This is a genomic window from Streptomyces poriticola (assembly GCF_036689765.1).
GTDB lineage: Bacteria > Actinomycetota > Actinomycetes > Streptomycetales > Streptomycetaceae > Streptomyces > Streptomyces poriticola.
The window spans coordinates 36437-59018 of sequence record NZ_JBAGKH010000033.1; the positions used below are offsets into that span (position 1 = coordinate 36437).

Below are 22582 nucleotides of genomic sequence, written 5' to 3' on the forward strand. Positions count from 1 at the left end.
CCGGGCTTCGAGATTACGGCACCGGCGTCGTCGGGGGGCACTCCCCCACCTCGAATACGCTCGGCGGGGGGACCCCGTCGCCCGGTGAACCCGCTCGAAGGGCGGCGGCCCGGAGGACCGGCCTGCCGGGCCGCCGCCGATGCCTGATGTCTAGGAGATTCTGACCGGGTTAACGACGTCCGCGATCAGCACCAGGATGGTGAAGCAGACGAAGATCCCGGCCACCACGTACGCCACCGGCATCAGCTTCGCCACGTCGAACGGACCGGGGTCCGGGCGACGCAGCACCTTCGCCGTGTTCCGGCGCAGCGACTCCCACAGGGCGCCCGCGATATGGCCGCCGTCCAGCGGCAGCAGCGGGAGCATGTTGAACAGGAACAGGGAGAGGTTGAAGCCGGCCACCAGCATCACGGCCATGGCCAGCTGCTGGGTGGGCGGGATGTCCAGGGTGAAGATCTCGCCGCCGACCCGGGCCGCGCCCACGACGCCCATCGGGGAGTCGGGTTCGCGCGGGCCGTCGCCGAAGGCCGCGTCCCACAGGGCGGGGATCTTGGCGGGCAGTGCGGCCAGCGCGTCGACGGCGTCGCCGATCCGGTCGCCCATCCAGGTCAGGGACTGGCCGAAGTCCTGTTTGACGATGCCGGTGGCGGCGCTGAAGCCGAGGAAGCCGGCGGTGACGTACTCGCCCTGGACGATCTGGCCGGCGGCGTCCTTCTTGGCGACCTGGTTGGTGGCGATGGTGGCGGTGAGGGTGACCTCCTGGCCGCCGCGCTCGACGACGATCGGGACCGTCTCGCCGGGGTGGGCGCGGATCAGGTCGGAGAGCCGGTTCCACTCGGTGGTGCGGACCCCGTCGAAGGCGACGATGGTGTCGCCCGCCTCGAGGCCGGCCGCGGCGGCCGGGGAGGCGGGGTCGGAGCCGGTGCACTCGTCGCGGTTCTCGCTCTGCGAGATGACGCACTGGGAGACCGAGCTGACCGTGGTGGTCTGCTGGGAGATGCCGAAGCCCATCAGCACGATGAGGAACAGCACGACCGCGAGGATCAGGTTCATGAACGGGCCCGCGAACATCACGATGACCCGTTTCCACGGCTTGCGGGTGTAGAACAGGCGTTTCTCGTCGCCGGGCCGGAGCTCCTCGAAGGCCGCCGAGCGGGCGTCCTCGATCATGCCGCGCCACGGCGAGGTGGAGCGGGCCTCCATCCTGCCGTCGGGACCGGGCGGGAACATGCCGATCATGCGGATGTAGCCGCCGAGCGGGATGGCCTTGATGCCGTACTCGGTCTCGCCCTTCTTCCGCGAGAACAGGGTCGGGCCGAAACCCACCATGTACTGCGGCACGCGGATGCCGAAGAGCTTGGCCGTGGAGAGGTGCCCCAGCTCGTGCCAGGCGATCGAGAACAGCAGGCCGACCGCGAAGACGACTATGCCGAGGATGAACATCAGGGTCGTCATGCACGGGCCTCCGCCGTCCGAGCCGCCAGTTCCCCGGCCCGGGTGCGTGCCCAGGCCTCCGCTTCGAGGACGTCCGCGACGGTGAGCGAGGTTCCCGTGGCCGGGGTGCCGTGTTCCTCGACGACCCGGGTGACGGTCTCCATGATCCCGAGATACGGCAGCGCGCCGGAGCGGAACGCCTCGACGCACTCCTCGTTGGCGGCATTGAACACCGCCGGGGCGGTTCCCGCGAGCTCGCCGACGTGCCGGGCGAGGTTCACCGAGGGGAACGCCTCGTTGTCGAGGGGGAAGAACTCCCAGGTCGAAGCGGTGCTCCAGTCGAAGGCCGGGGCCGCGTCGGGGATCCGCTCGGGCCAGCCGAGACCGATGGCGATCGGGCCCCGCATGTCCGGGGGCGTCGCCTGCGCCAGGGTCGATCCGTCCGTGAACTCCACCATCGAGTGAACATACGACTGGGGATGCACGACGACCTCAATGCGGTCGAAGGGAATGTCGTAGAGGAGGTGCGCCTCGATGACCTCCAGGCCCTTGTTGACGAGGGTCGCGGAGTTGATCGTGATCACCGGGCCCATCGCCCAGGTGGGGTGGGCGAGCGCGTCCTCGACTGTGACGAGTGCCAGCTCCTGCCTGGTCCGGCCGCGGAACGGCCCGCCGGAGGCGGTGACGACCAGTCTGCGCACGTCGGCGCGGGTGCCGGCGGCGAGCGCCTGGAAGAGAGCGGCGTGCTCGGAGTCGACGGGGATGATCTGGCCGGGCTTGGCGAGGGCCTTGACCAGCGGGCCGCCCACGATGAGCGACTCCTTGTTGGCGAGCGCGAGGGTGCGGCCCGCCTCCAGGGCGGCCAGGGTCGGGGCGAGTCCGATGGAGCCGGTGATGCCGTTGAGCACCGTGTGGCAGTCGGTCGCGGCGAGCCGGGTGGCCGCGTCCGGGCCGGCGAGGATCTCGGGGATCGGCTCCCCCGCGCCGTACTCGGCCCGCAGGGCCTCGCGCAGGGCCGGTACGACGTCCTCTCGGGCCACCGCGACGATGCCGGCCCGCAGCCGGTGGGCCTGCTCGGCGAGGAGGGCGACCCGGCCGCCGTTGGCGGACAGGCCGGTGACCCGGAAGCGGTCCGGGTTGCGCAGGACGAGATCGATGGCCTGGGTGCCGATCGACCCGGTGGAGCCGAGGATCACGACGTCCTTGGGGCCGTCGCCCGCCACGGGGTCGTAGACGAGGTGCGGGTCGGCGAGGGGGGATGGGCTGTCGCTCATCCCCCCATTGTTGCCGCTCCCCTTCCCCGGCAGGACAGCGCGTCCCTCGGGCGGGTGGCGTGGCGCCCGCCCGAGGGACGCGGGGGGTGTGTCTCAGGCGGATCTCACCTGATGGGGCGGTGGACGTTCTCCTTGGTGCTGGGGCCGGGGGCGGCCTCGGCGATCCAGGGGCCGTCGCCGGAGGGGTCGACGATGCCCTGTTCCAGCCACTCGTAGGTGCCGGAGAGCACGCCCTTGACGACCTTGCGGTCGAGGTCGTCGGTGTTGGTCCACAGGCGGCCGAAGAGCTCCTCGACGCGGATGCGGGACTGGTGGCAGAAGGCGTCGGCGAGCTGGTACGCCTCGCGGCCGTGCTCGCCGCGGCTGCGCAGCAGTTCGGCGCGGACGCAGGAGGCGCTCATCGCGAACAGTTCGGCGCCGATGTCGACGATCCGGCTCAGGAAGCCCTGCTTGGTCTCCATCCGGCCCTGCCAGCGGGACATGGCGTAGAAGGTGGAGCGGGCGAGCTTGCGGGCGGTGCGTTCGACGTAGCGCAGATGGCCGGAGAGGTCGACATGGCCGGAGGGGTGGAACTCGCCGTAGGAGCGCGGGAGCTGTCCGGGTCCGGCGACCAGCCGGGGCAGCCACTTGGCGTAGAAGACACCGGCGTTCGCGCCCGCCTTCGCCTTGTCCGACAGGGACTTGTCGGGGTCGATGAGGTCGCCGGCGACCGAGAGGTGGGCGTCGACGGCCTCCCGGGCGATCAGCAGGTGCATGATCTCGGTGGAGCCCTCGAAGATGCGGTTGATGCGCAGGTCCCGCAGGAGCTGCTCGGCGGGTACCGCGCGCTCGCCGCGGGCGGCGAGGGAGGCGGCGGTCTCGAAGCCGCGGCCGCCGCGGATCTGGACCAGTTCGTCGGCCATGAGGCCGGCCATCTCGGAGCCGTAGAGCTTGGCGAGGGCGGCCTCGATGCGGATGTCGTTGCGGTCCTCGTCGGCCATCTGGGAGGACAGGTCGAGGACCGCCTCCAGGGCGAAGGTGGTGGCCGCGATGAAGGAGATCTTGGAGCCGACCGCCTCGTGGAGTGCGACCGGCTTGCCCCACTGCTCGCGCGCCGCCGACCATTCGCGGGCGATCTTCAGACACCACTTGCCGGCGCCGGCGCACATCGCGGGCAGCGACAGCCGGCCGGTGTTCAGGGTGGTCAGCGCGATCTTCAGACCGGCGCCCTCGGGGCCGATGCGGTTGGCGGCGGGAACCCGGACCCGGTGGAAGCGGGTGACGCCGTTCTCCAGTCCGCGCAGGCCCATGAAGGTGTTGCGGTTCTCGACCGTGATGCCCTCGGAGCCGGCCTCGACGACGAAGGCGGTGATGCCGCCCTTGTGCCCCTCGGACCTCGGAACCCGGGCCATGACGACGAGCAGGTCGGCGATGACACCGTTGGTGGTCCAGAGTTTCACCCCGTCGAGGACGTAGTCGTCGCCGTCCGGTACCGCGGTGGTCGCGAGGCGGGCCGGGTCGGAGCCGACGTCCGGCTCGGTCAGCAGGAAGGCGGAGATGTCGGTACGGGCGCAGCGCGGCAGGAAGGTGTCCTTCTGCTCCTGGGTGCCGAACATCTTCAGCGGCTGCGGTACGCCGATCGACTGGTGCGCGGAGAGCAGCGCGCCGATCGCGGGGTTGGCGGAGCCGACCAGGGCCAGGGCCTTGTTGTAGTAGACCTGGGTCAGGCCGAGGCCGCCGTACTTGGTGTCGATCTTCATGCCGAGGGCGCCGAGCTCCTTCAGCCCGGTGATCACCTCGTCGGGGATGCGTGCGTCCCGCTCGATCACGGCCCCGTCGATCTTCGTCTCGCAGAAGTCGCGGAGCTTGGCGAGGAACTCCTCGCCGCGCTGGGCGTCTTCGTCGTCGGGGAGCGGATGCGGGTGGATGAGATCGAGGCGGAAGCGGCCGAGGAACAGCTCCTTGGCGAAGCTCGGCTTGCGCCAGTCCTGTTCCCGGGCCGCCTCCGCCACCTGGCGCGCCTCCCGTTCGGTGACGGAGGGCCGGGAGGACGGGGTGGGTGGTGCGGACATGAGGCTCACCTCGCCGCGAATCGTGATGGGTGTACGCCCGGAAAGATCGCTTCGGGGGAAGTTGCGGGCGTACGTTACTAGTCGGTGCTACTCGATCGTATGTACCCGATTCCCGGGAGACGCACCACCCTTTGTGCGCCGTTCGGCCGACCGGTGGGGGTTTCCGGCGCATGACCGTCCCGTCGCCGGATCCCCTGGGCCGTGCGGAGTCCGCGCGGACGCGGTCGGCCCGAGCCCTCGCACAGTGGTCCCCTCGCCCTGCCTCCGATCGGGTGACGACCTCGCGGAGCTGCGTGGCGGTGATCGCGGTGGCGTCTTCGGCGGCGGTCGCGGGAGCGGACCAGGACCAGCAGGTCGGGTAACGGCCGAGGGTGAGCTCCGGGCTCAGGCGTGGAGAGTGACGTCGGGCAGTGGGCGGCCCGTGGCGTCGAACAGCGGAGCTCCGCAGTCGCAGCGCTCGTCGGCCAGGTTCCGGCCCACCGGCACTTGCCAGACCAGCATTTCCGAGCAGCTCGGGCAGTCCAGGCTGACCAGGGTCTCTTCGGGTTCCGAGTCCCAGGCCCGCACCGGGCGGCCTTGGTGCACCAACCCGGTCAGCTCACGCTCACCGGTCAGGGCGACCAGTATCTCGTAGGTGTCGGTGCCGTTGTCCCGCACCGCGAGCGTGCAGCCGAGACCCGCCAGCACACCGGAGAGATGATCGAGCTGGCGGACCGGGAAATCACCGCGGCGCAGAGCCGGGTCGGTCTCGGCCGCCCGGTAGACGGCGGTGGTGTCGACGTCTGCCGGCTCCACCCCGAAGGCCCGTACCCGACCAGCCACGAACGCCGCCAGCCGGCCCGGGCGGTCCTCGCCGGTCCAGTCCATCCTCCACATCACACTGTCGACCTGGACCCCCCGGGCCCGCTCGTCGGGGGTCAGGACCAGCTCTTCCAGCTCTTCCAGCTCTGCCACGACGATCACGCTATCAACTGCGTGAGCAGCACCTGCGGGACGGCCCGAGCCCCCGCACAGCGGGCTCGGGCCGTCGGCCCCGGTGCCGGTCGGCTCAGAGGGCCAGGCCGGTCAGGACCAGGACCCGCTCGTAGGTGTAGTCGTCCATCGCGAACCGCACGCCCTCGCGGCCGACGCCGGACTGCTTGGCGCCGCCGTACGGCATCTGGTCGGCGCGGTAGGAGGGGACGTCGCCGATGACGACGCCGCCGACCTCCAGGGCGCGGTGGGCGCGGAAGGCGGTCTGCAGGTCGTGGGTGAAGATGCCGGCCTGCAGGCCGTACCTGGAGTCGTTGACGGCGGCGAAGGCCTCGGCCTCTCCGGCGACCCTCTGCACGGTCAGGACGGGTCCGAAGACCTCCTCGCGGGCGATCGTCGTGCCCGCGGGTACGTCGGTCAGGACGGTCGGCGCGTAGGAGGCGCCGTCCCGGGTGCCGCCGGTGGCCAGGCCGGCGCCGGCCCCGACGGCCTCCTCGACCCAGGCCTCGACCCGCTTGGCGGCGTCCTCGCTGACCAGCGGTCCTACGTCGGTCTTGTCGTCGTTCGGGTCGCCGGTGACCTGGGCCTCGACCGCGGCGACGACGCGCGGCAGCAGCCGGTCGTACACCGAGGCGTCGGCGATCACGCGCTGCACGGAGATGCAGGACTGGCCGCCCTGGTAGTTGGAGAAGGTCGCGATGCGCTGCGCGGCGCGGTCCAGGTCCTCGTCGCTCGCCCAGTCGGCGAGGACCACGGCCGCGCCGTTGCCGCCCAGCTCCAATGTGCAGTGCTTGCGCGGCACCGAGTCCATGATCGCGTAGCCGACCTGCTCGGAGCCGGTGAAGGAGATGACCGGCAGCCGCTCGTCCTGGACCAGGGCGGGCATGCGGTCGTTGGGCACCGGCAGGATGCTCCAGGCGCCGGCGGGCAGCTCGGTCTCGGCGAGCAGCTCGCCGAGGATCAGGCCGGAGAGGGGGGTCGCCGGGGCCGGCTTGAGGATGATCGGGGCGCCGGCCGCGATGGCCGGGGCGATCTTGTGGGCGCACAGGTTCAGCGGGAAGTTGAACGGCGCGATCCCGAGCACGACGCCCTTGGGGAAGCGGCGGGTGAGGGCGAGCCGGCCCTGCCCGCCCGCGTCGGTGTCGAGCCGCTGGCCGTCGCCGCCGTTGAAGCGGCGGGCCTCCTCGGCGGCGAACCGGAAGACGGACACCGCGCGGCCGACCTCGCCGCGCGCCCACTTCATCGGCTTGCCGTTCTCACCGGAGATGAGCCGCGCGATCTCCTCGGTGCGCTCGGCGAGGCGCCGGCTGACGTGGTCCAGCGCGGCGGCGCGCACATGGGCCGGGGTGGCGGCGAACTCGTCCCGTACGCCGTACGCGGCGGCCACCGCCTCCTCGACCTGGGCGCCGGTAGGGACGCTCGCCCTGCCGACGAGACGGCCGTCCCAGGGCGAGGTGACGTCGAAGGTGTCCTCGCCGGTGGCCTGGCGGCCGGCGAGCCAGAAGGCGTGGGTGGAAGTCATTCTCGAGTCCCGGCCCTTCCGCGTTGAGGGTGTACGTGGCTTGCTGGCACCACGGTAGGTGCGCGGCGGCGGGCGGGGGTTTGTCCGGCGCGTAGTAGTGGGGGCGGGCAGTGCGCCGGAATGGCGAGGGTTCGGTGGGAGCCGCGGTCATGGAGGTCGCGGGCGGTCGCCGGGTGGCCCAGCAGGTCGGGCGAAGTCCCCTGCGGTTCCGCATCGCCCTGAGGGGGCGCGGGGACCTGCGCGACCGGCCACGACGGCGCCGCAGACGAGCGACGGCATGTCGCGGCGCCTCCGGCGGGGCGCTCAGTCGCGGTCCGACGACGTGGCCTTCAGGGCCAGCCACAGCTCCATGCGTACGTCCGGGTCGTCCAGGGAGCGGCCGAGGATCTCCTCCACCCGGCGCATCCGGTAGCGCAGGGTGTGGCGGTGCACGCCGAGGTCGGCGGCGGCCGCGTCCCACTGACCGTGGCGGGACAGCCAGGCCCGCAGTGAGGCCACCAGGTCGCCGCGTCCGGTCGCGTCGTGCTCGCGCAGCGCCCGCAGGAGACCGTCGGCGAAGGCCCGTACCGCGTCGTCGGCGAGCAGCGGCAGCACGGAACCGGCGGCCATCTGCTCGTGTTCCACACAGACGCGCCCGCGGCGGCGGGCCACCGACAGCGCCTGCTCGGCCTGCTTGTACGCGGCCGACGCGGCGATCGGCCCGGTGGGGGCCGACAGGCCGACGACCAGTCCGTCCTCCTCGCCGCTGCCGGGGCCCGGATCGGTGCCGGGGGCCGGGCGGCCGGACTCCAGGGCGGCGGCGTGGTCGGTGCAGGCGCCGACGGCCGCGCCCCCGTCGGCGGCCAGCACCACCAGCCGCTCCCCCTCCGGGACGGCGAGCACCGCCTCGCCGGCGCGGGCGGCCGCCGACTCCACCACGTCGGCGAGGGCCGCGAGCGGATCGCCGGCCGCCGGCGCCGACTCGGCGACGATCACCCGGAACGGCGCGTCCAGCAGAACGCCGTAGAGGTCGCCGGCGACCGCGCGGGCGTGGTCGGGCTCCCCCGCCAGCAGCATCCGCAGCACCGCCGTGCCGATGCGCTGCTCGGCCGCCTGCAGCGACCTGGACCGCTCCGTGGTCAGGGTCAGCAGCGCCACCGCCGAGTGGACGGCGTACCGTTCGGCGGTGCCGAGCGCGGCGGCGGTGCCGACGGCGAGCGCGGCGCGGGGCCTGCGGGAGGTGCCCAGGGAGTGCAGCTCGACCCGGTCGGTGTCCTCGGGCCCCTCGGATCCGCCGACCACGGCGGAGGCGGGGGCGGGCCGTTCCCGCAGCCGCTGCACGTCCGCCGTGAGCCGCGCGGCCCGGCGCCCCGCCCACTCCGGCGCCGCCGCGACGACCGCGCCCGAGGCGTCGTACAGCGCCGCCCAGCCGTCGACCTGCCCGGCGAGCGCGGCGAGCAGCCCCTCCGGGCCGTCGGTCAGCGCCTGCCGGGTCAGCTCCCGCTGGGCGGCGAACCCCGCGGTCACCGCGCGGTACTGGTCGGCGGCGATCGCGGCGGACACGGCTTTGCTGATGGCGATGAACGGGGTGCGGCGCGGCACCTCCAGCAGCGGCAGCCCCTCCTGTTCGGCTGCCGTCACCAGGGCCTCGGGGATGTCCTCGTAGTGGACGCCGACGGCGAAGCCGAGGCCGACCACCCCCGCGCCGACCAGCCGCCGCACATAGCGGCTCATCGCCTCGGGGTCCTCCGCGTCCAGCTTCAGCGCGGTGATCAGCAGCAGCTCCCCGCCCTCCATGTAGGGCACGGGGTCGGCGAGCTCGCTGGCGTGCGCCCAGCGCACGGGCGCGTCGAGCCGGTCCCCGCCCGCCCGCACGGTCAGCTTCAGCGCGGAGTGGTGGACGAGCGAGGCGAGGGTCGGGGGCATGAGGCCTTCAGGTCTGCGGCAGGTGGCGACGATGGCCACGATCGGAGATCTTTTGGCCGCCGTGTATGAACGGCCTGGTTCGATTCTGCCTCACCGTACGGTCGGCGCGGCGACCGTACGGGTCATCCGCGCAGATCCACCAGCAGCGGCGGCGCGTGCTCGCCCCGCACGGTCGTCAGCGACAGCACCGCGTGCCCGGGCGGCACCTCGTGCGCCAGCTCGGAGGCCGACCAGCGCTCCCGCTCGACCTGCCGGACGGTCACCGCGTCCGTGGTCACCGCCTTGCCCGTGACCAGCTTGCGCAGCGTGTGGAAGGCCCGCGTCATCGGCTGGTCGGCGAAGACCGTGTGCTTGGCGATCTCCGTGGTCTCCACCCACTCGGTCCCCCAGGCCTGCGCGAACCGGCTGCCGTCCCAGGTGGTGACACCGCAGAAGGCCATCCGGCACCCCACGGCACCGTAGAGCGGACCGTGCAGGGCCTCGGGCACGTCGGCCACGGTGCGCAGGGCCAGCAGCACCCCCGCGTTCTGTGCCCGCAACCGCTGGATGCGCTGCACCGATTCCGCGGTGACCGCGCCCGTCGCGTCGTCCAGGACCAGGTGGGCGAAGTGGGTACGGCGGCTCTCCCGGGCGACGGCGAGGAACTGGGCGAGAACCAGCCGGGTGATCAGCCGCCCGGCCTCCTCGTGACCGCGTTCGGGGAGGTCGATCCGCACCCGCAGCGGGTGGTGGACGACCGCCCGCAGGGAGAACGTGCGGCCGGCGCCGCCGCCGAAGAAGTCCGCGAAGACCGGCCGGTTCAGCAGGGCCAGCCGGTCGGTCAGGACCTGGTGGGCGGTGCCCGGCGTGCCCTGCTGCCTGGTGCCGGCGTCGAGATCGCGGACCATGAGGTCGTCGCCGCTCACGACGAGCGCCTCCCGCAGCGAGGCCAGTGCCCCGTCGTGGCCCTCCAGCAGCTCGCGCAGCTCCGGCAACGAGGGGAAGCGGCCGTGCACCGTCCGGAAGGGGCCCAGCAGCCGCGCCAGCGCCGTGGCGGCGCCCTGCGCTGCCACGGCGGCCGCGCCGCGCGCGCCGGTGGTGTCCAGGTCGCCCACCAGCGCCTCGGCGAGGATCGTGGCCGCCTCGTCCGGGTCGTCGGACCCGGCATACGGGTCCAGGTCGTGCACGGAGGAGGGATCACCGATGCGCACGATCACGTCGAAGGCCTCGTCCGCGCCGAGCGGGCTCCCGGCGGCGGAGACGGCCACGACGGCACAGCTGCCCGTGAGCGCCTGCAGCGCGAGGGCCTCGGTCACCGGTTCGACGAGGGTGCGGGTCTTTCCGGCACCGGAGGGGCCGACGGCGAGCAGCGAGGTGCCGAGCACCTCGGGGCCGAGGGCAGCCCCGGCCTCCCGGTAGGCCTCCGGGGTCCGGTCGGCGGACGTCCAGCGGCCGATGCGCACCTGCCCTGCGAGCAGGTCGTGCCGGGCGGACCGGAAGGGCAGGTCCCGGGCGCCGGAGGGGTGTGTCCAGGCCGCTCCGCCCCGGCGCAGGACCGTGTCCCGGAAGGTGTCCAGCCGGGCCGTGCGCCGGGCGTCCTCGAAGGCCTGCGTCACGCGCACGCAGTCGACGTCGTTCATCCGGCCCTGGGCGACCTCGGCGGTGAGCAGCTCGGCGGCCTCGTACTGGCCGGCCTCGCGGAGGGCCGGCCAGTGGGAGCGGGGGCCGGCCGGAGCGGGGCTCCTGGGTGCGGCGCTCGCCCGGCGCCGGGCGAGGCATTCCCGCGCGTACGGCAGCCACGCGCCCAGCCGGGCGAACGGCCACAGCACGAGCAGGGCGACGGCCGTGTACAGCGTGTACGTGAAGACGGGGGAGGTCGCCGGCTCGCTGCTGCCCACGATCAGCACGGTCAGGGACAGCAGCGGCTTGACGACCGGGACCGGGGACCACCCCGCCCCCGGAAGTGCCTCGGGGAAGACCAGGCCGAGGGCGCCGAGCGCGACCAGGGCCGCGACGAGGGCGCGGGCCGGCTGGGGCCTGCGGCCCACGTAGTGGCGGACGATGGCGGGCCAGCTGCCGAGCCTGGCCACCGTGAGGACGAGTGCGACGAAGAAGACGCCGTCGTAGACGACGAGAGCGTCGAACCCCGGGGGCACCGCCCACCCGTCGACCGGCTTGGGCGCCGCCGTCGTACCGCCCCACCACCAGTCGTCCGGGGTGAACAGCCGCAGCAGGACGTGCTGGTAGGGGATGACACCGCGGTGCCAGAACGACCACACCAGGAACGCCAGGAGGAGCGGGACCAGCATGCCGACGACGGTCACCGGGGCGAGCTTCTCCGCGGCCCCCTGCGGCGGGCGGTGGCCGTGGCGCCAGATCCCGGGCCGGGTGGCCGGTCGGTCCGTGTCGAGCCAGGCGGCGACGCCGGACCCCGGGCGCGGGGGCTGTCGGGGCGGGTGCGGTTCGCCCGGTGCCGCGGCGGGCCGGGGGGGCACCGCCGGGCGGGCGGGCGGTACCACCGGGCGCGGCACCGGACCGGCCTGTGCGTCCCGTGCCCCGTGCGTCCCGTCGCTGTCCATCGCCCTTGCCCCCTGACCAGCCGCTCCGTCCACCGTCAGCGAGCCAATCTAATGCCCTGCCAGGGGGAGTTCACCGCTTACGCGGCCGGGAGCCGGTCACCGGCCGCACGACTTCCCCGTGCGCCGGGGCCGGCACCGGTGTCCACCACGGACGGCTGCTATGTCCACCACGGACAACGAATCTCCCCGACAACGCCCACATGGAGCATGCCCGCCCCCCGTCCCCCGCCCTAGCCTGCGAGAAAAGAGGAAAGCGTCCGTAAGATCCGCAAGACCCCCAGGAGCCCCGCATGACCGCACTTCCGCAGGAGCGCCGCGTCGTCACCGCCATTCCCGGCCCCAAGTCGCAGGAGCTGCAGGCCCGCCGTACCGCCGCGGTCGCGCAGGGCGTGGGCTCGGTGCTGCCGGTGTTCACCGCGCGCGCGGGCGGCGGCATCATCGAGGACGTCGACGGCAACCGGCTGATCGACTTCGGTTCCGGCATCGCCGTGACCTCGGTCGGCGCCTCCGCCGAGGCCGTGGTGCGCCGCGCCTCCGCGCAGCTCGCCGACTTCACCCACACCTGCTTCATGGTCACCCCGTACGAGGGGTACGTCGAGGTCGCCGAGGCGCTGGCCGAGCTGACCCCGGGTGACCACGCCAAGAAGACCGCGCTGTTCAACTCCGGCGCCGAGGCCGTCGAGAACGCGGTCAAGATCGCCCGTGCGTACACCAAGCGGCAGGCCGTCGTCGTCTTCGACCACGGCTACCACGGCCGTACCAACCTCACCATGGCGCTGACCGCCAAGAACATGCCGTACAAGCACGGCTTCGGCCCGTTCGCGCCCGAGGTCTACCGTGTCCCGGTCGCCTACGGCTACCGCTGGCCGACCGGCCCGGAGAACGCCGGCCCGGAGGCCGCCGCCCAGGCCGTCGACCAGATCGCCAAGCAGGTCGGCGCCGAGAACGTCGCCGCGATCATCATCGAGCCGGTGCTCGGCGAGGGCGGCTTCATCGAGCCGGCCAAGGGCTTCCTGCCGGAGATCGTGAAGTTCGCCAACGACAACGGCATCGTGTTCGTCGCCGATGAGATCCAGTCCGGCTTCTGCCGCACCGGCCAGTGGTTCGCCTGCGAGGACGAAGGCGTCGTCCCGGACCTGATCACCACCGCCAAGGGCATCGCGGGCGGTCTGCCGCTCGCCGCCGTCACCGGCCGCGCCGAGATCATGGACGCCGCCCACGCCGGCGGCCTCGGCGGCACCTACGGCGGCAACCCGGTGGCCTGCGCCGGTGCGCTCGGCTCCATCGAGACGATGAAGGAGCTCGACCTCAACTCCAGGGCGAAGAACATCGAGGCGATCATGAAGGGCCGCCTCACCGCCATGGCCGAGAAGTTCGAGATCGTCGGTGACGTCCGGGGCCGCGGCGCCATGATCGCCATCGAGCTGGTCAAGGACCGTACGACCAAGGAGCCGAACCCGGAGGCGACCGCCGCGCTCGCCAAGGCCTGCCACGCCGAGGGCCTGCTGGTCCTGACCTGCGGCACCTACGGCAACGTGCTGCGCTTCCTGCCGCCCCTGGTGATCGGCGAGGACCTGCTGAACGAGGGGCTCGACATCCTCGAACAGGCCTTCGCGCGCATCTGAGCCACACATCTGCGCACCTGAGGGCACGTCATGTGAAGAAGGTGTGCGGGGTGGATGACAGGACCCGGATGCCCCTGTCGTCCACCCAGCCCCTGCCGTAGTTTCTTCGGCAGATGAGAGATACACCCGCCCACGGGTGACCGTGGGCGACTCAGGACGGGGCCTCCCCGGCTTCGGCCTGGTCGTGCCCTCGCGCACACCCGGAGCCGCACGGCTCCGGATCTCCTCACCGATCGGACGGTCGCTCGCCCCAGACCCCCCGGGGCGCGCGACGTTCCGGTCCGGACGGCCGGCTCGGCAGCCGGACGGCGGTTCATCGAGGGACCGGCGCACTCCCCCCCTTGCGCCGGTCCCTCGGCGTATCCGCCCGGGCGGCCCCTGACAAGCTGGTCACCATGTCACCGCTCCTCGTCCGGCTCGGGCTCCCGGCACTGCTCCCCGTGGCGCTCTTCGCGCTGATCACCTGGCAGGTCGTGGCCGACGGCCCGCTGCTGCGGGGGGACGAGCGGATCAGCCGGGCGCTCGTCCGACCGGACCGGGACGCCGAGCTGCTGGCGGATCTCGGCAACGTGGAGGTCGCGGTACCCGTCCTCGCCGTGGCCCTGGCGTACGTGGTGTGGCGCGGCCGGGCGGCCGGTGCGGACCGCTGGTGGTGGCCGGCGGTCGCCGGGGCCGTGCTGATGGTGCTGGTGCCGGCTCTGGTGGTGCCGCTGAAGGAGTTCACCGACCGGCCGGGGACCCCGGCCGTGCCCCCGGCCACCGGCTACTACCCCTCCGGGCACACCGTAACCGCCGTGGTGGCGTACGGCACGGCCGCGCTGTTCCTCCTTCCGCTGCTGCGCTCCGTGGCCGGCCGTCGGGTCCTGGTCGGGGGCTGTGCGGCGCTGGTGCTCGGCGTCTCCTTCGGGCTGGTGCGCCGCGGCTACCACTGGCCGCTGGACGTGGTGGCCGGTTGGTGCCTGGGCGCGGTGCTCCTGGTCGGTCTGCGGGCGGCGGCCGGCGGGAGCAGCGCCGGCCGAGGTGGCGGTCGGCCGAAGTAGCGGGCTCCGGCTGCCCGCCGCCCTGCACCCCACCCTCCCGCCGCCCCGCCCCGCCTCAGCCGAAGTAGCCGTCGAAGGTCCGCTGGAACTCCCAGCCTCCGAACCGGTCCCAGTTGATCGACCAGGTCATCAGGCCGCGCAGCCCCGGCCAGGTGCCGTGGGTGGCGTACGAGCCGCAGCTCGTCCGCTTCGTCAGACAGTCCAGGGTCTTGACCACCTCGGCCGGCGGGACGTGGCCGTTGCCCGCGTGGGTCGAGGCCGGCATGCCGATGGCAACCTGGTCGGGGCGCAGCGGCGGGAAGACCTTGTCCGCGTCGCCCGCGACCGGGAAGCCGGTCAGCAGCATGTCGGTCATGGCGATGTGGAAGTCGGCACCGCCCATGGAGTGGTACCGGTCGTCCAGGCCCATGATCGGGCCGGAGTTGTAGTCCTGGACGTGCAGCAGGGTCAGGTCGTCGCGCAGGGCGTGGATGACCGGGAGGTAGGCCCCGCAGCGGGGGTCCTGGCCGCCCCACTGTCCGGTGCCGTAGTACTGGTAACCCATCTGCACGAAGAACGTCTCCGGGGCCATCGTCAGGACGAAGTCGTCGCCGTACTTCGCCTTCAGCGTCTTCAGGGCGGCGACGAGGTTGACGATCACGGGTGTCTTCGGGTTCCTGAAGTCCGTGTCGTCCGCGTCGAGCGAGAGCGAGTGACCCTCGAAGTCGATGTCGAGGCCGTCGAGGCCGTACTCGTCGATGATCTTCGAAACCGACGACACGAAGGTGTCCCTGGCCGCGGCCGTGGTCAGCCGCACCTGGCCGTTCTGGCCGCCGATGGAGATCAGCACCTTCTTGCCGGCCGCCTGCTTGGCCGCGATCGCCGCCTTGAACTCGGCGTCGCTCTCCACGTCCGGGCACTCGGAGACCGGGCAGCGCTCGAAGCGGATGTCTCCGGAGGTCACCGAGGTCGGTTCGCCGAAGGCCAGGTCGATGACGTCCCAGCCGTCGGGGACGTCGGCGAGCCGGGTGTAGCCGGAGCCGTTGGCGAAGGTGGCGTGGAGATAGCCGACCAGGGCGTGCGGGGGCAGGCCGGGGGTGCCGCCGCCGGTACCGGGCGCGGTGGTGGCGGTGACCGTCGCCGACCGGGCGGACTCCCCGGCGTCGTTGCGGGCGCTGACCTGGAAGCCGTAGGCGGTCTCGGGGGCGAGTCCGGTGACGGTGGTGGAGGTGCCCGTCGAGGTCGCGACCCGGGTGCCGTCGCGGTGGACGGCGTAGTCGGTGGCGCCCGGGACCGGCGACCAGGACAGGGCGACGCTTGAGGCGGTGACGGTGCCGACGGTCAGTCCGCCGGGGACGGCGGGCGGCTGCCCGGTCTCGCCGCCGGGTCCGACGAGGCTGATGTCGTCGGCGTGGTAGGCGCCGGTGCCGTACCAGCCGTGGGTGTAGATGGTGACGCGGGTGGTGTCGGGGCCGGTGCGGAAGGTGGTGGTGAGCTGCTGCCAGTGGGGCGCGGACCGGGTCCAGGCGGAGACGTCGGTGGTGCCGGTGCCCTCGGCGCCCAGATAGACGTAGGAGCCCTGGACCTGGCCGGACAGGGTGTACTGCGCGTCCGGCTGCACGGTGACGGTCTGGGCGCAGCGGGCGTGGTCGGAGCCGGCCGGGGTGGCCTGCAGCGCGGCGGTGCCGCTGTGCACGGGTGAGTTCACGGTCGTACCGGCGGTGCAGGCCCAGCCGTCCAGGCCGGATTCGAAGCCGCCGTTGCGTGCCAGGTCCGCGTCGGCCGCACGGGCGGCCGACGTGAGCGCGGTGGTGCCGGACACGGCGAGAGCCGCGGCCGTGACCAGTGCGGCGAGGGGCCTGCGCGGAAAGGGTCTGGAGCGGTCCACAAGTACCTCCGGGCATGGGGGAATTGGAGGGTGGAGCGCGCCCAACTTGGTCCAGACCAATTCGCTTGTCAAGCCCTCCCGCGGCTCACCGCCCGTCCTCCTCCGCTGTCTGCTCCGGCTCCGCCGCCTGCTGCGCCGCCGCCTCGTGCATCGCCAGCTCCAGCAGCGCCGGATCCGTGAGGGTGCCGGAGCCGTCCGGCGGCACCAGCCAGCGGATCCCGCCGGGGGCCGGCCACGCCGGGTGGGGCACGACGATCCAGGTGCCGCGCCCCGCGGTGCGGATACCGGTGCCCAGCCAGCGGGCGGCGGTCCCCGGCGGTACGAAGAAACCGGTGCGCGCGTCGCCGAAGTCGGCGAGCACCGGGCCGGGCTGGTCCAGCACCCGGGTCAGGACGTCGAGGGTGGGGTAGCCGAGCCTGCTCGGCAGGATGAGCACGTCCCAGGCCGTGCCGGCGGGCAGCAGCGCGACCCCGAGGGGGTTGCGTTCCCACTCCCGCAGACAGGCCTCGGGGTCCGGTGCGGCCGATGCCAGCCATGCGACCGCCGTCTTCGCCCCAGCCATGAGAAGACCTCCCTTTCGCTCGTGGACGCGCGGTTCGCGTCCACGAGGGAGAGGAGGTCTCCCGGCGGGCATTACGCGGATCGGCGGGGCTCGTTGGGGTGAACCGGCTCACACCGCGGCGGCGGGGCTCAGCTGTCGAACCCGAGGCCCAGCCGGTCCATGGCCTTCAGCCACAGGTTGCGCCGGCCGCCGTGCGCGTCGGCGCGGGCCAGCGACCACTTGGTCAGCGCGATACCCGTCCACGCGAACGGCTCCGGCGGGAACGGCAGCGGCTTCCTGCGCACCATCTCCAGCTCGGTGCGCTCGGTCCGCTCGCCCGCCAGCAGGTCCAGCATCACCTCGGCACCGAACCGGGTGGCGCCCACACCGAGTCCGGTGTACCCGGCGGCGTAGGCGACCCGGCCCTGGTGGGCGGTGCCGAAGAACGCCGAGAACCGCGAGCAGGTGTCGATGGCACCGCCCCAGGCATGGCTGAAACGGACGCCCTCCAGCTGCGGGAAGCAGGTGAAGAAGTTCCCGGCGAGCTTGGCGTAGGTCTCCGGGCGGTCGTCGTACTCGGCGCGCACCCGGCCGCCGTACGGGTAGATCGCGTCGTAGCCGCCCCACAGGATGCGGTTGTCGGCGGAGAGCCGGAAGTAGTGGAACTGGTTGGCGCTGTCCCCGAGGCCGGCCCGGCTCTTCCAGCCGATCGACGCCAGCCGGCCGTCGGTCAGCGGCTCGGTCATCAGGGCGTAGTCGTAGACCGGCACGGTGTACGACCGCACCCGGCGCACCAGGTTCGGGAAGACGTTGGTGCCGAGCGCCACCGTGCGGGCGCGGACCGAGCCGTAGGGGGTGCGCACGGCCATCCCGGCGCCGGACGGCTTCAGGTCCAGCGCAGGGGTGTGCTCGTGGACCCGGACCCCCAGGTCGAGGCAGGCCCGCTTCAGGCCCCAGGCGAGCTTGGCCGGGTTGAGCATGGCCACACCCCGGCGGTCCCACAGGCCCGCCCGGAAGGTCGGGGAGGCGACCTCGGCCTGCACGGCGCCGGCGTCGAGGAACTCGACGCCCTCGGCGAGCCCTTCGCGCTCGATCTCGTCGTACCAGTCCTTCAGCTCCCGGGCCTGGTAGGTCTCGGTCGCGACGTCGATCTCGCCGGTGCGCTCGAAGTCGCAGTCGATGGCGTGCCGGGCCACGGCCGCCTCGATCGCGTCGAGGTTGCGGCGGCCCAGCTCCTGAAGCCGGTGGATCTCGTCCGGCCAGCGGGTGAGACCGTTGGGCAGACCATGGGTGAGGGAGGCGGCGCAGAACCCGCCGTTGCGACCGGAGGCGGCCCACCCCGCCTCACGGCCCTCCACCAGGACGACGTCCCGCCGCGGATCGCGCTCCTTGGCGACGAGCGCGGTCCACAGCCCGCTGTAGCCGCCGCCGACGACCAGCAGGTCGCAGGTCTCGGCACCGGTGAGAGCGGGCTCGGGGCGGGGCTTGCCGGGGTCGTCCAGCCAGTACGGGACGGGCTGGGCCTCGGAGAGGGATCGCGTCCAGTCGGTGCGGCGGCTCATGGCGCTGGGGGCCATGATTTCAACTCCCTACGAATTGCACTGTGCGCAGTTACGCCGTACGGCGCTTTCGGCGGTTACCGATGACCATGGAGGCCAGTACGAACAGTACGGCGACGATGAACATGGCCGTACCGATGACGTTGATCTGAACGGGCGTGCCACGCTGGGCCGATCCCCACACGAACATCGGGAAGGTGACGGTGGAGCCCGCGTTGAAATTGGTGATGATGAAGTCGTCGAAGGAGAGCGCGAAGGCGAGCAGGGCGCCCGCGGCGATTCCGGGGGCGGCGATCGGCAGCGTGACCCGGAGGAAGGTCTGGAACGGGCCGGCGTACAGGTCCTGTGCCGCCTGTTCCAGGCGCGGGTCCATCGACATCACCCGGGCCTTCACGGCCGTCACCACGAAGCTCAGACAGAACATGATGTGGGCGATCAGGACCGTCCAGAAGCCCAGCCTGGCACCCATGTTGAGGAAGAGCGTGAGCAGCGAGGCGGCCATCACGACCTCGGGCATCGCCATCGGCAGGAAGATCAGCGAGTTGATCGCGCCGCGCGCCCGGAAGCGGTAGCGGACCAGCGCGAAGGCGATCATCGTGCCGAGGGCGGTGGCGCCCAGCGTCGCCCAGAACGCGATCTGCAGGCTGAGCGACAGCGAGTCGCACAGGCCGGCGACGCCACAGGGGTCCTTCCACGCTTCCGTGGAGAACTGCTGCCATTCGTAGTTGAAGCGCCCCTTCGGCTGATTGAAGGAGAACACCGTGACGATGACGTTGGGCAGCAGCAGATAGGCGAGGGTCAGCAGTCCGGCGATGACGACCAGATTGCGCTTGAGCCAGTTGACGAAGGCCATTTAAACCAGATCCTCCGTGCCGGACTTGCGGATGTAGAAGGTGACCATGGCGAGAATGGCGGCCATCAGGATGAAGGACAGCGCCGCTGCCGTCGGATAATCCAGCACCCGCAGGAACTGCGACTGGATGACGTTTCCGACCATGACGGTGTCGGTGGAGCCGAGCAGCGAGGCGTTGACGTAGTCACCGGTGGCCGGGATGAAGGTGAGCAGCGTGCCGGAGACGACTCCGGGCATCGACAGCGGGAAGGTGACCCGGCGGAAGGTGGTGACCGGCCTGGCGTACAGATCGCCCGACGCCTCGTGCAGCCGCGGGTCGATGCGCTCCAGCGAGGTGTACAGCGGCAGGATCATGAACGGCAGGAAGTTGTACGTCAGACCGCACACCACCGCCAGCGGTGTGGCCAGCACCCGGTCCCCGGAGGTCCAGCCGAGCCAGCTGGTGACGTCCAGGACGTGCAGCGTGTTGAGGACCTCGACGACCGGTCCGCCGTCGGCGAGGATCGTCTTCCAGGCGAGGGTGCGGATCAGGAAGCTGGTGAAGAACGGGGCGATCACCAGGATCATGATCAGGTTGCGCCAGCGGCCCGCGCGGAACGCGATCAGGTAGGCCAGCGGATAGCCGAGCAGCAGGCAGAGCACGGTCGCGGCGGCGGCGTAGGCGACCGAGCGCACGAACTGCGGCCAGTACTCGGACAGCGCCTCCCAGTAGGTGGCGACGTGCCAGGTGACCTGGTAGCCCTCCTCCAGGGAGCCAGTCTGCACGGACGTGGAGGCCTGGTAGACCAGCGGCAGCGCGAAGAAGACGACCAGCCACAGGATGCCGGGCAGCAGCAGCCAGTACGGCGTCCAGCGGCCCCTTCTGCGCGGCGGCTTCTGCTGCGGTGCGGTCGCGTCGAGAGGCGGCGGCGCCTCGGTGAGCGTCGTGGTCATCAGGCGGCCTCCTCCACGCCCGCCTCGATGTCCTGGGAGGCGTCCAGGGCGAAGGTGTGCGCCGGGCTCCAGTGCAGGACGACGTCGGCGCCGGGTGCCAGGCGCGGGTCGCGGTCGACGTTCTGGACGTAGACGGCGAACTCCCGGCAGACGGGGCTGTCGACGACGTACTGGGTGGAGACGCCGATGAACGCGGCGTCCGCGATCTTCCCGGTGATGCGGTTGCGGCCCTCGGGGATCTCCCCGGCGTCGTCGACGTGCGTCAGCGAGACCTTCTCCGGGCGGACGCCCGCCAGCACCTTGCCGCCCGCGTCGGCGGGCGCGCTGCACCGCTCGCCGGGCAGGACGAGCTTGCCGGCACCGGCCCTGAGGACGATCTCGTCGCCGCTCCTGCCGTCCACCTCGGCCTCGATGAAGTTGGAGGTGCCCAGGAAGTTGGCGACGAAGGTGGTGCGCGGGTGCTCGTAGAGGTCGGCGGGGGCGCCGAGCTGCTCCACCCGTCCGGCGTTCATCACGGCGACCCGGTCGGCCATCGTCATGGCCTCCTCCTGGTCGTGCGTGACATGCACGAAGGTGATGCCGACCTCGGTCTGGATGCGCTTGAGCTCCAGCTGCATCTGGCGGCGCAGCTTCAGGTCGAGGGCGCCGAGCGGCTCGTCGAGGAGCAGCACCTTGGGGTGGTTGATGAGCGCGCGGGCGACGGCGACGCGCTGCTGCTGGCCGCCGGAGAGCTGGTGCGGCTTCTTGCGGGCCTGCTCACCGAGCTGGACGAGGTCGAGCATCTCCTCGACCTGCTTCTTCACGCTCTTGATGCCGCGCCGGCGCAGTCCGAAGGCGACGTTCTCGAAGATGTCGAGGTGCGGGAAGAGCGCGTAGGACTGGAAGACCGTGTTGACGGGCCGCTTGTAGGGCGGCAACCGGGTCACGTCCTGGTCGCCGAGGTGGACGGTGCCCGAGGTGGGCTCCTCCAGGCCGGCGATCATGCGCAGGGTGGTGGTCTTGCCGCAGCCGGAGGCACCGAGCAGGGCGAAGAAGGAGCCCTGCGGCACGGTCAGGTCGAGCGGGTGCACGGCGGTGAAGTGGCCGTAGGTCTTGCCGATCCCGGAGAGGCGGACGTCGCCGCTGTTGTCGTTCGTCATGGTGGTCACGCCCCTGTGAGCTTCGCGAACTTCTCTTCGTAGGCCGTCTCTTCCTTCGAGCTCAGTGAGCGGAAGGCGTGGGACTTCGCCTGCATGGCCTGGTCGGGAATGATCAGCGGGTTGTCCGCCGCGTCGGGGTCGAGCTTCGCAAGCTCTTCGCGCACGCCGTCCACGGGACAGACGTAGTTGATGTACGCGGCGAGTTCGGCGGCGGCCGGTGGCTCGTAGTAGTAGTCGATGAGCCGCTCGGCGTTGGTCTTGTGCCGGGCCCTGCTGGGGATCAGCAGGTTGTCGCTGGAGGTGATGTAGCCGCTGTCCGGGATCAGGAAGCCGACGTCGGGGTTGTCCGCCTGGAGCTGGACGACGTCGCCGGCCCAGGCCAGACAGGCCGCGAAGTCGCCCTTGGTGAGGTCGGCGGTGTAGTCGTTGCCGGTGAAGCGGCGGATCTGGCCGCGGTCGACGGCCTTCTGGAGGCGGGCGATCGCCGCGTCGAAGTCGTCGTCGCCGAAGCGGCCCGGGTCCTTGCCCATGTCGAGCAGGGTCATGCCGATGGTGTCGCGCAGCTCGGTGAGCAGACCGACACGGCCCTTGAGCCTCGGGTGGTCGAGCAGGTCGGAGAGGGTCTTCACCTCGATGCCGTCCAGCGCCTTGCGGTTGTAGGCGATGACGGTGGAGATGCCCTGCCAGGGGTACGAGTAGGCGCGGCCCGGGTCCCAGTCGGGGCTGCGGAACTGCGGCGACAGGTTGGCGTAGGCGTGCGGCAGGTTGGCCGGGTCCAGTTTCTGGACCCATCCGAGGCGGATCAGCCGGCCGGCCAGCCAGTCGGTGAGGACGATCAGGTCGCGGCCGGTGTCCTGGCCCGCGGCGAGCTGCGGCTTGATCTTGCCGAAGAACTCGTTGTTGTCGTTGATGTCCTCGGTGTACGTGACCTCGATGCCGGTCCGCTCGGTGAACGCGTCGAGCGTCGGATGCCGCTTGCCGGCCTCGTCGACGTCCATGTACTCGGTCCAGTTGGAGAAGCTGACCTCCTTCTCCTGCGCCGAGCGGTCCTCGGCCGAGGTGCCGCCCTCGGTCCTGCCGGCGGCGGGGATGCCGCAGGCGCTCAGCGACCCGAGTCCGCCGGCCGCGAGCCCGCCGAGCGCTGAGGCGCGCAGCAGCGAGCGGCGGCTGAGGGCGGCCCGTCCGGTGCGGAGGCTGCGCCGCATGGCCTTCACCTGGGCCGGGGAGAGGCGGTCGGGCTCGTAGTGCTCCATGCGCGTGATGCCCTTTCGGATGGGTCGGCCGTGGTCGGCGGCCTGCCGTGAGTGAT

At 72.1% G+C, this 22582-nt stretch carries 16 protein-coding genes; 2 read left to right on the forward strand and 14 right to left on the reverse strand.

Annotation, left to right across the window (positions count from 1 at the left end; genetic code table 11):
• Positions 1–150: 150 nt before the first annotated feature.
• The 7 genes from V5O46_RS27560 to V5O46_RS27590 form a co-directional block, all read right to left on the reverse strand.
• A complete protein-coding gene (locus tag V5O46_RS27560; protein ID WP_332887439.1) occupies positions 151–1443 on the reverse strand; it encodes a M50 family metallopeptidase in 1293 nt (430 codons plus the stop codon).
• 8 nt (positions 1444–1451) lie between these two features.
• A complete protein-coding gene (gene dxr, locus V5O46_RS27565; RefSeq protein WP_332887418.1) occupies positions 1452–2708 on the reverse strand; it encodes a 1-deoxy-D-xylulose-5-phosphate reductoisomerase in 1257 nt (418 codons plus the stop codon).
• A 104-nt stretch (positions 2709–2812) separates the two neighbouring features.
• Positions 2813–4759, reverse strand: coding sequence for an acyl-CoA dehydrogenase family protein (locus tag V5O46_RS27570; protein ID WP_332887419.1), 1947 nt, complete (start codon positions 4757–4759; stop codon positions 2813–2815).
• A 384-nt stretch (positions 4760–5143) separates the two neighbouring features.
• Positions 5144–5713 carry a hypothetical protein gene (locus V5O46_RS27575; RefSeq protein ID WP_332887420.1) on the reverse strand — a complete coding sequence of 190 codons (570 nt, stop codon included), beginning with the start codon at positions 5711–5713 and terminating at the stop codon, positions 5144–5146.
• A 94-nt stretch (positions 5714–5807) separates the two neighbouring features.
• Positions 5808–7253 (reverse strand): aldehyde dehydrogenase family protein, encoded by a 1446-nt coding sequence (locus tag V5O46_RS27580; protein ID WP_332887421.1) that lies wholly within the window; start codon positions 7251–7253, stop codon positions 5808–5810.
• 303 nt (positions 7254–7556) lie between these two features.
• On the reverse strand, positions 7557–9158 hold the full coding sequence (locus V5O46_RS27585; protein WP_332887422.1) for a PucR family transcriptional regulator: 1602 nt from the start codon (positions 9156–9158) through the stop codon (positions 7557–7559).
• 122 nt (positions 9159–9280) lie between these two features.
• Entirely contained in the window at positions 9281–11716 is a 2436-nt protein-coding gene (locus tag V5O46_RS27590; protein WP_332887423.1) for a type IV secretory system conjugative DNA transfer family protein, read from the reverse strand.
• 290 nt (positions 11717–12006) lie between these two features.
• Here V5O46_RS27590 and gabT point away from each other — a divergent pair, with 290 nt between their 5' ends.
• Entirely contained in the window at positions 12007–13341 is a 1335-nt protein-coding gene (gene gabT, locus V5O46_RS27595; RefSeq protein ID WP_332887424.1) for a 4-aminobutyrate--2-oxoglutarate transaminase, read from the forward strand.
• Positions 13342–13736: 395 nt separating this feature from the next.
• Positions 13737–14381 (forward strand): phosphatase PAP2 family protein, encoded by a 645-nt coding sequence (locus V5O46_RS27600; protein ID WP_332887425.1) that lies wholly within the window; start codon positions 13737–13739, stop codon positions 14379–14381.
• A gap of 55 nt (positions 14382–14436) precedes the next feature.
• On the opposite strand, the gene V5O46_RS27605 is transcribed toward V5O46_RS27600, so the two are convergent.
• The 7 genes from V5O46_RS27605 to V5O46_RS27635 form a co-directional block, all read right to left on the reverse strand.
• Complete coding sequence (locus tag V5O46_RS27605; RefSeq protein WP_332887426.1) at positions 14437–16248, reverse strand: chitinase; 1812 nt, start codon at positions 16246–16248, stop codon at positions 14437–14439.
• Between the two features lie 85 nt (positions 16249–16333).
• The gene (locus V5O46_RS27610) at positions 16334–16810 is read right to left on the reverse strand and encodes a hypothetical protein (protein WP_332887427.1); all 477 of its coding nucleotides are present in this window, start codon (positions 16808–16810) and stop codon (positions 16334–16336) included.
• A 128-nt stretch (positions 16811–16938) separates the two neighbouring features.
• Positions 16939–18366 carry an NAD(P)/FAD-dependent oxidoreductase gene (locus V5O46_RS27615; RefSeq protein ID WP_332887428.1) on the reverse strand — a complete coding sequence of 476 codons (1428 nt, stop codon included), beginning with the start codon at positions 18364–18366 and terminating at the stop codon, positions 16939–16941.
• A gap of 34 nt (positions 18367–18400) precedes the next feature.
• Positions 18401–19201: an ABC transporter permease gene (locus V5O46_RS27620; RefSeq protein WP_332887429.1), complete on the reverse strand. Its 801-nt coding sequence runs from the start codon at positions 19199–19201 to the stop codon at positions 18401–18403.
• Positions 19202–20134 carry an ABC transporter permease gene (locus V5O46_RS27625; protein ID WP_332887430.1) on the reverse strand — a complete coding sequence of 311 codons (933 nt, stop codon included), beginning with the start codon at positions 20132–20134 and terminating at the stop codon, positions 19202–19204. It abuts the gene before it with no gap.
• Positions 20134–21282, reverse strand: coding sequence for an ABC transporter ATP-binding protein (locus V5O46_RS27630; protein WP_332887431.1), 1149 nt, complete (start codon positions 21280–21282; stop codon positions 20134–20136). The genes V5O46_RS27625 and V5O46_RS27630 overlap by 1 nt, the downstream gene beginning before the upstream one ends.
• The gene (locus V5O46_RS27635) at positions 21279–22526 is read right to left on the reverse strand and encodes an ABC transporter substrate-binding protein (protein ID WP_332887432.1); all 1248 of its coding nucleotides are present in this window, start codon (positions 22524–22526) and stop codon (positions 21279–21281) included. Before V5O46_RS27635 ends, V5O46_RS27630 begins: the two co-directional genes overlap by 4 nt.
• Positions 22527–22582: the final 56 nt, after the last annotated feature.

Bases quoted from the DNA above. Each gene is read 5' to 3' on its own strand.
- V5O46_RS27560 (WP_332887439.1), bottom strand. From the start codon at position 1,443: ATGTTCATCCTCGGCATAGTCGTCTTCGCGGTCGGCCTGCTGTTCTCG.
- dxr (WP_332887418.1), bottom strand. From the start codon at position 2,708: ATGAGCGACAGCCCATCCCCCCTCGCCGACCCGCACCTCGTCTACGAC.
- V5O46_RS27570 (WP_332887419.1), bottom strand. From the start codon at position 4,759: ATGTCCGCACCACCCACCCCGTCCTCCCGGCCCTCCGTCACCGAACGG.
- V5O46_RS27580 (WP_332887421.1), bottom strand. From the start codon at position 7,253: ATGACTTCCACCCACGCCTTCTGGCTCGCCGGCCGCCAGGCCACCGGC.
- V5O46_RS27585 (WP_332887422.1), bottom strand. From the start codon at position 9,158: ATGCCCCCGACCCTCGCCTCGCTCGTCCACCACTCCGCGCTGAAGCTG.
- V5O46_RS27590 (WP_332887423.1), bottom strand. From the start codon at position 11,716: ATGGACAGCGACGGGACGCACGGGGCACGGGACGCACAGGCCGGTCCG.
- gabT (WP_332887424.1), top strand. From the start codon at position 12,007: ATGACCGCACTTCCGCAGGAGCGCCGCGTCGTCACCGCCATTCCCGGC.
- V5O46_RS27600 (WP_332887425.1), top strand. From the start codon at position 13,737: ATGTCACCGCTCCTCGTCCGGCTCGGGCTCCCGGCACTGCTCCCCGTG.
- V5O46_RS27610 (WP_332887427.1), bottom strand. From the start codon at position 16,810: ATGGCTGGGGCGAAGACGGCGGTCGCATGGCTGGCATCGGCCGCACCG.
- V5O46_RS27615 (WP_332887428.1), bottom strand. From the start codon at position 18,366: ATGGCCCCCAGCGCCATGAGCCGCCGCACCGACTGGACGCGATCCCTC.
- V5O46_RS27620 (WP_332887429.1), bottom strand. From the start codon at position 19,201: ATGGCCTTCGTCAACTGGCTCAAGCGCAATCTGGTCGTCATCGCCGGA.
- V5O46_RS27625 (WP_332887430.1), bottom strand. From the start codon at position 20,134: ATGACCACGACGCTCACCGAGGCGCCGCCGCCTCTCGACGCGACCGCA.
- V5O46_RS27635 (WP_332887432.1), bottom strand. From the start codon at position 22,526: ATGGAGCACTACGAGCCCGACCGCCTCTCCCCGGCCCAGGTGAAGGCC.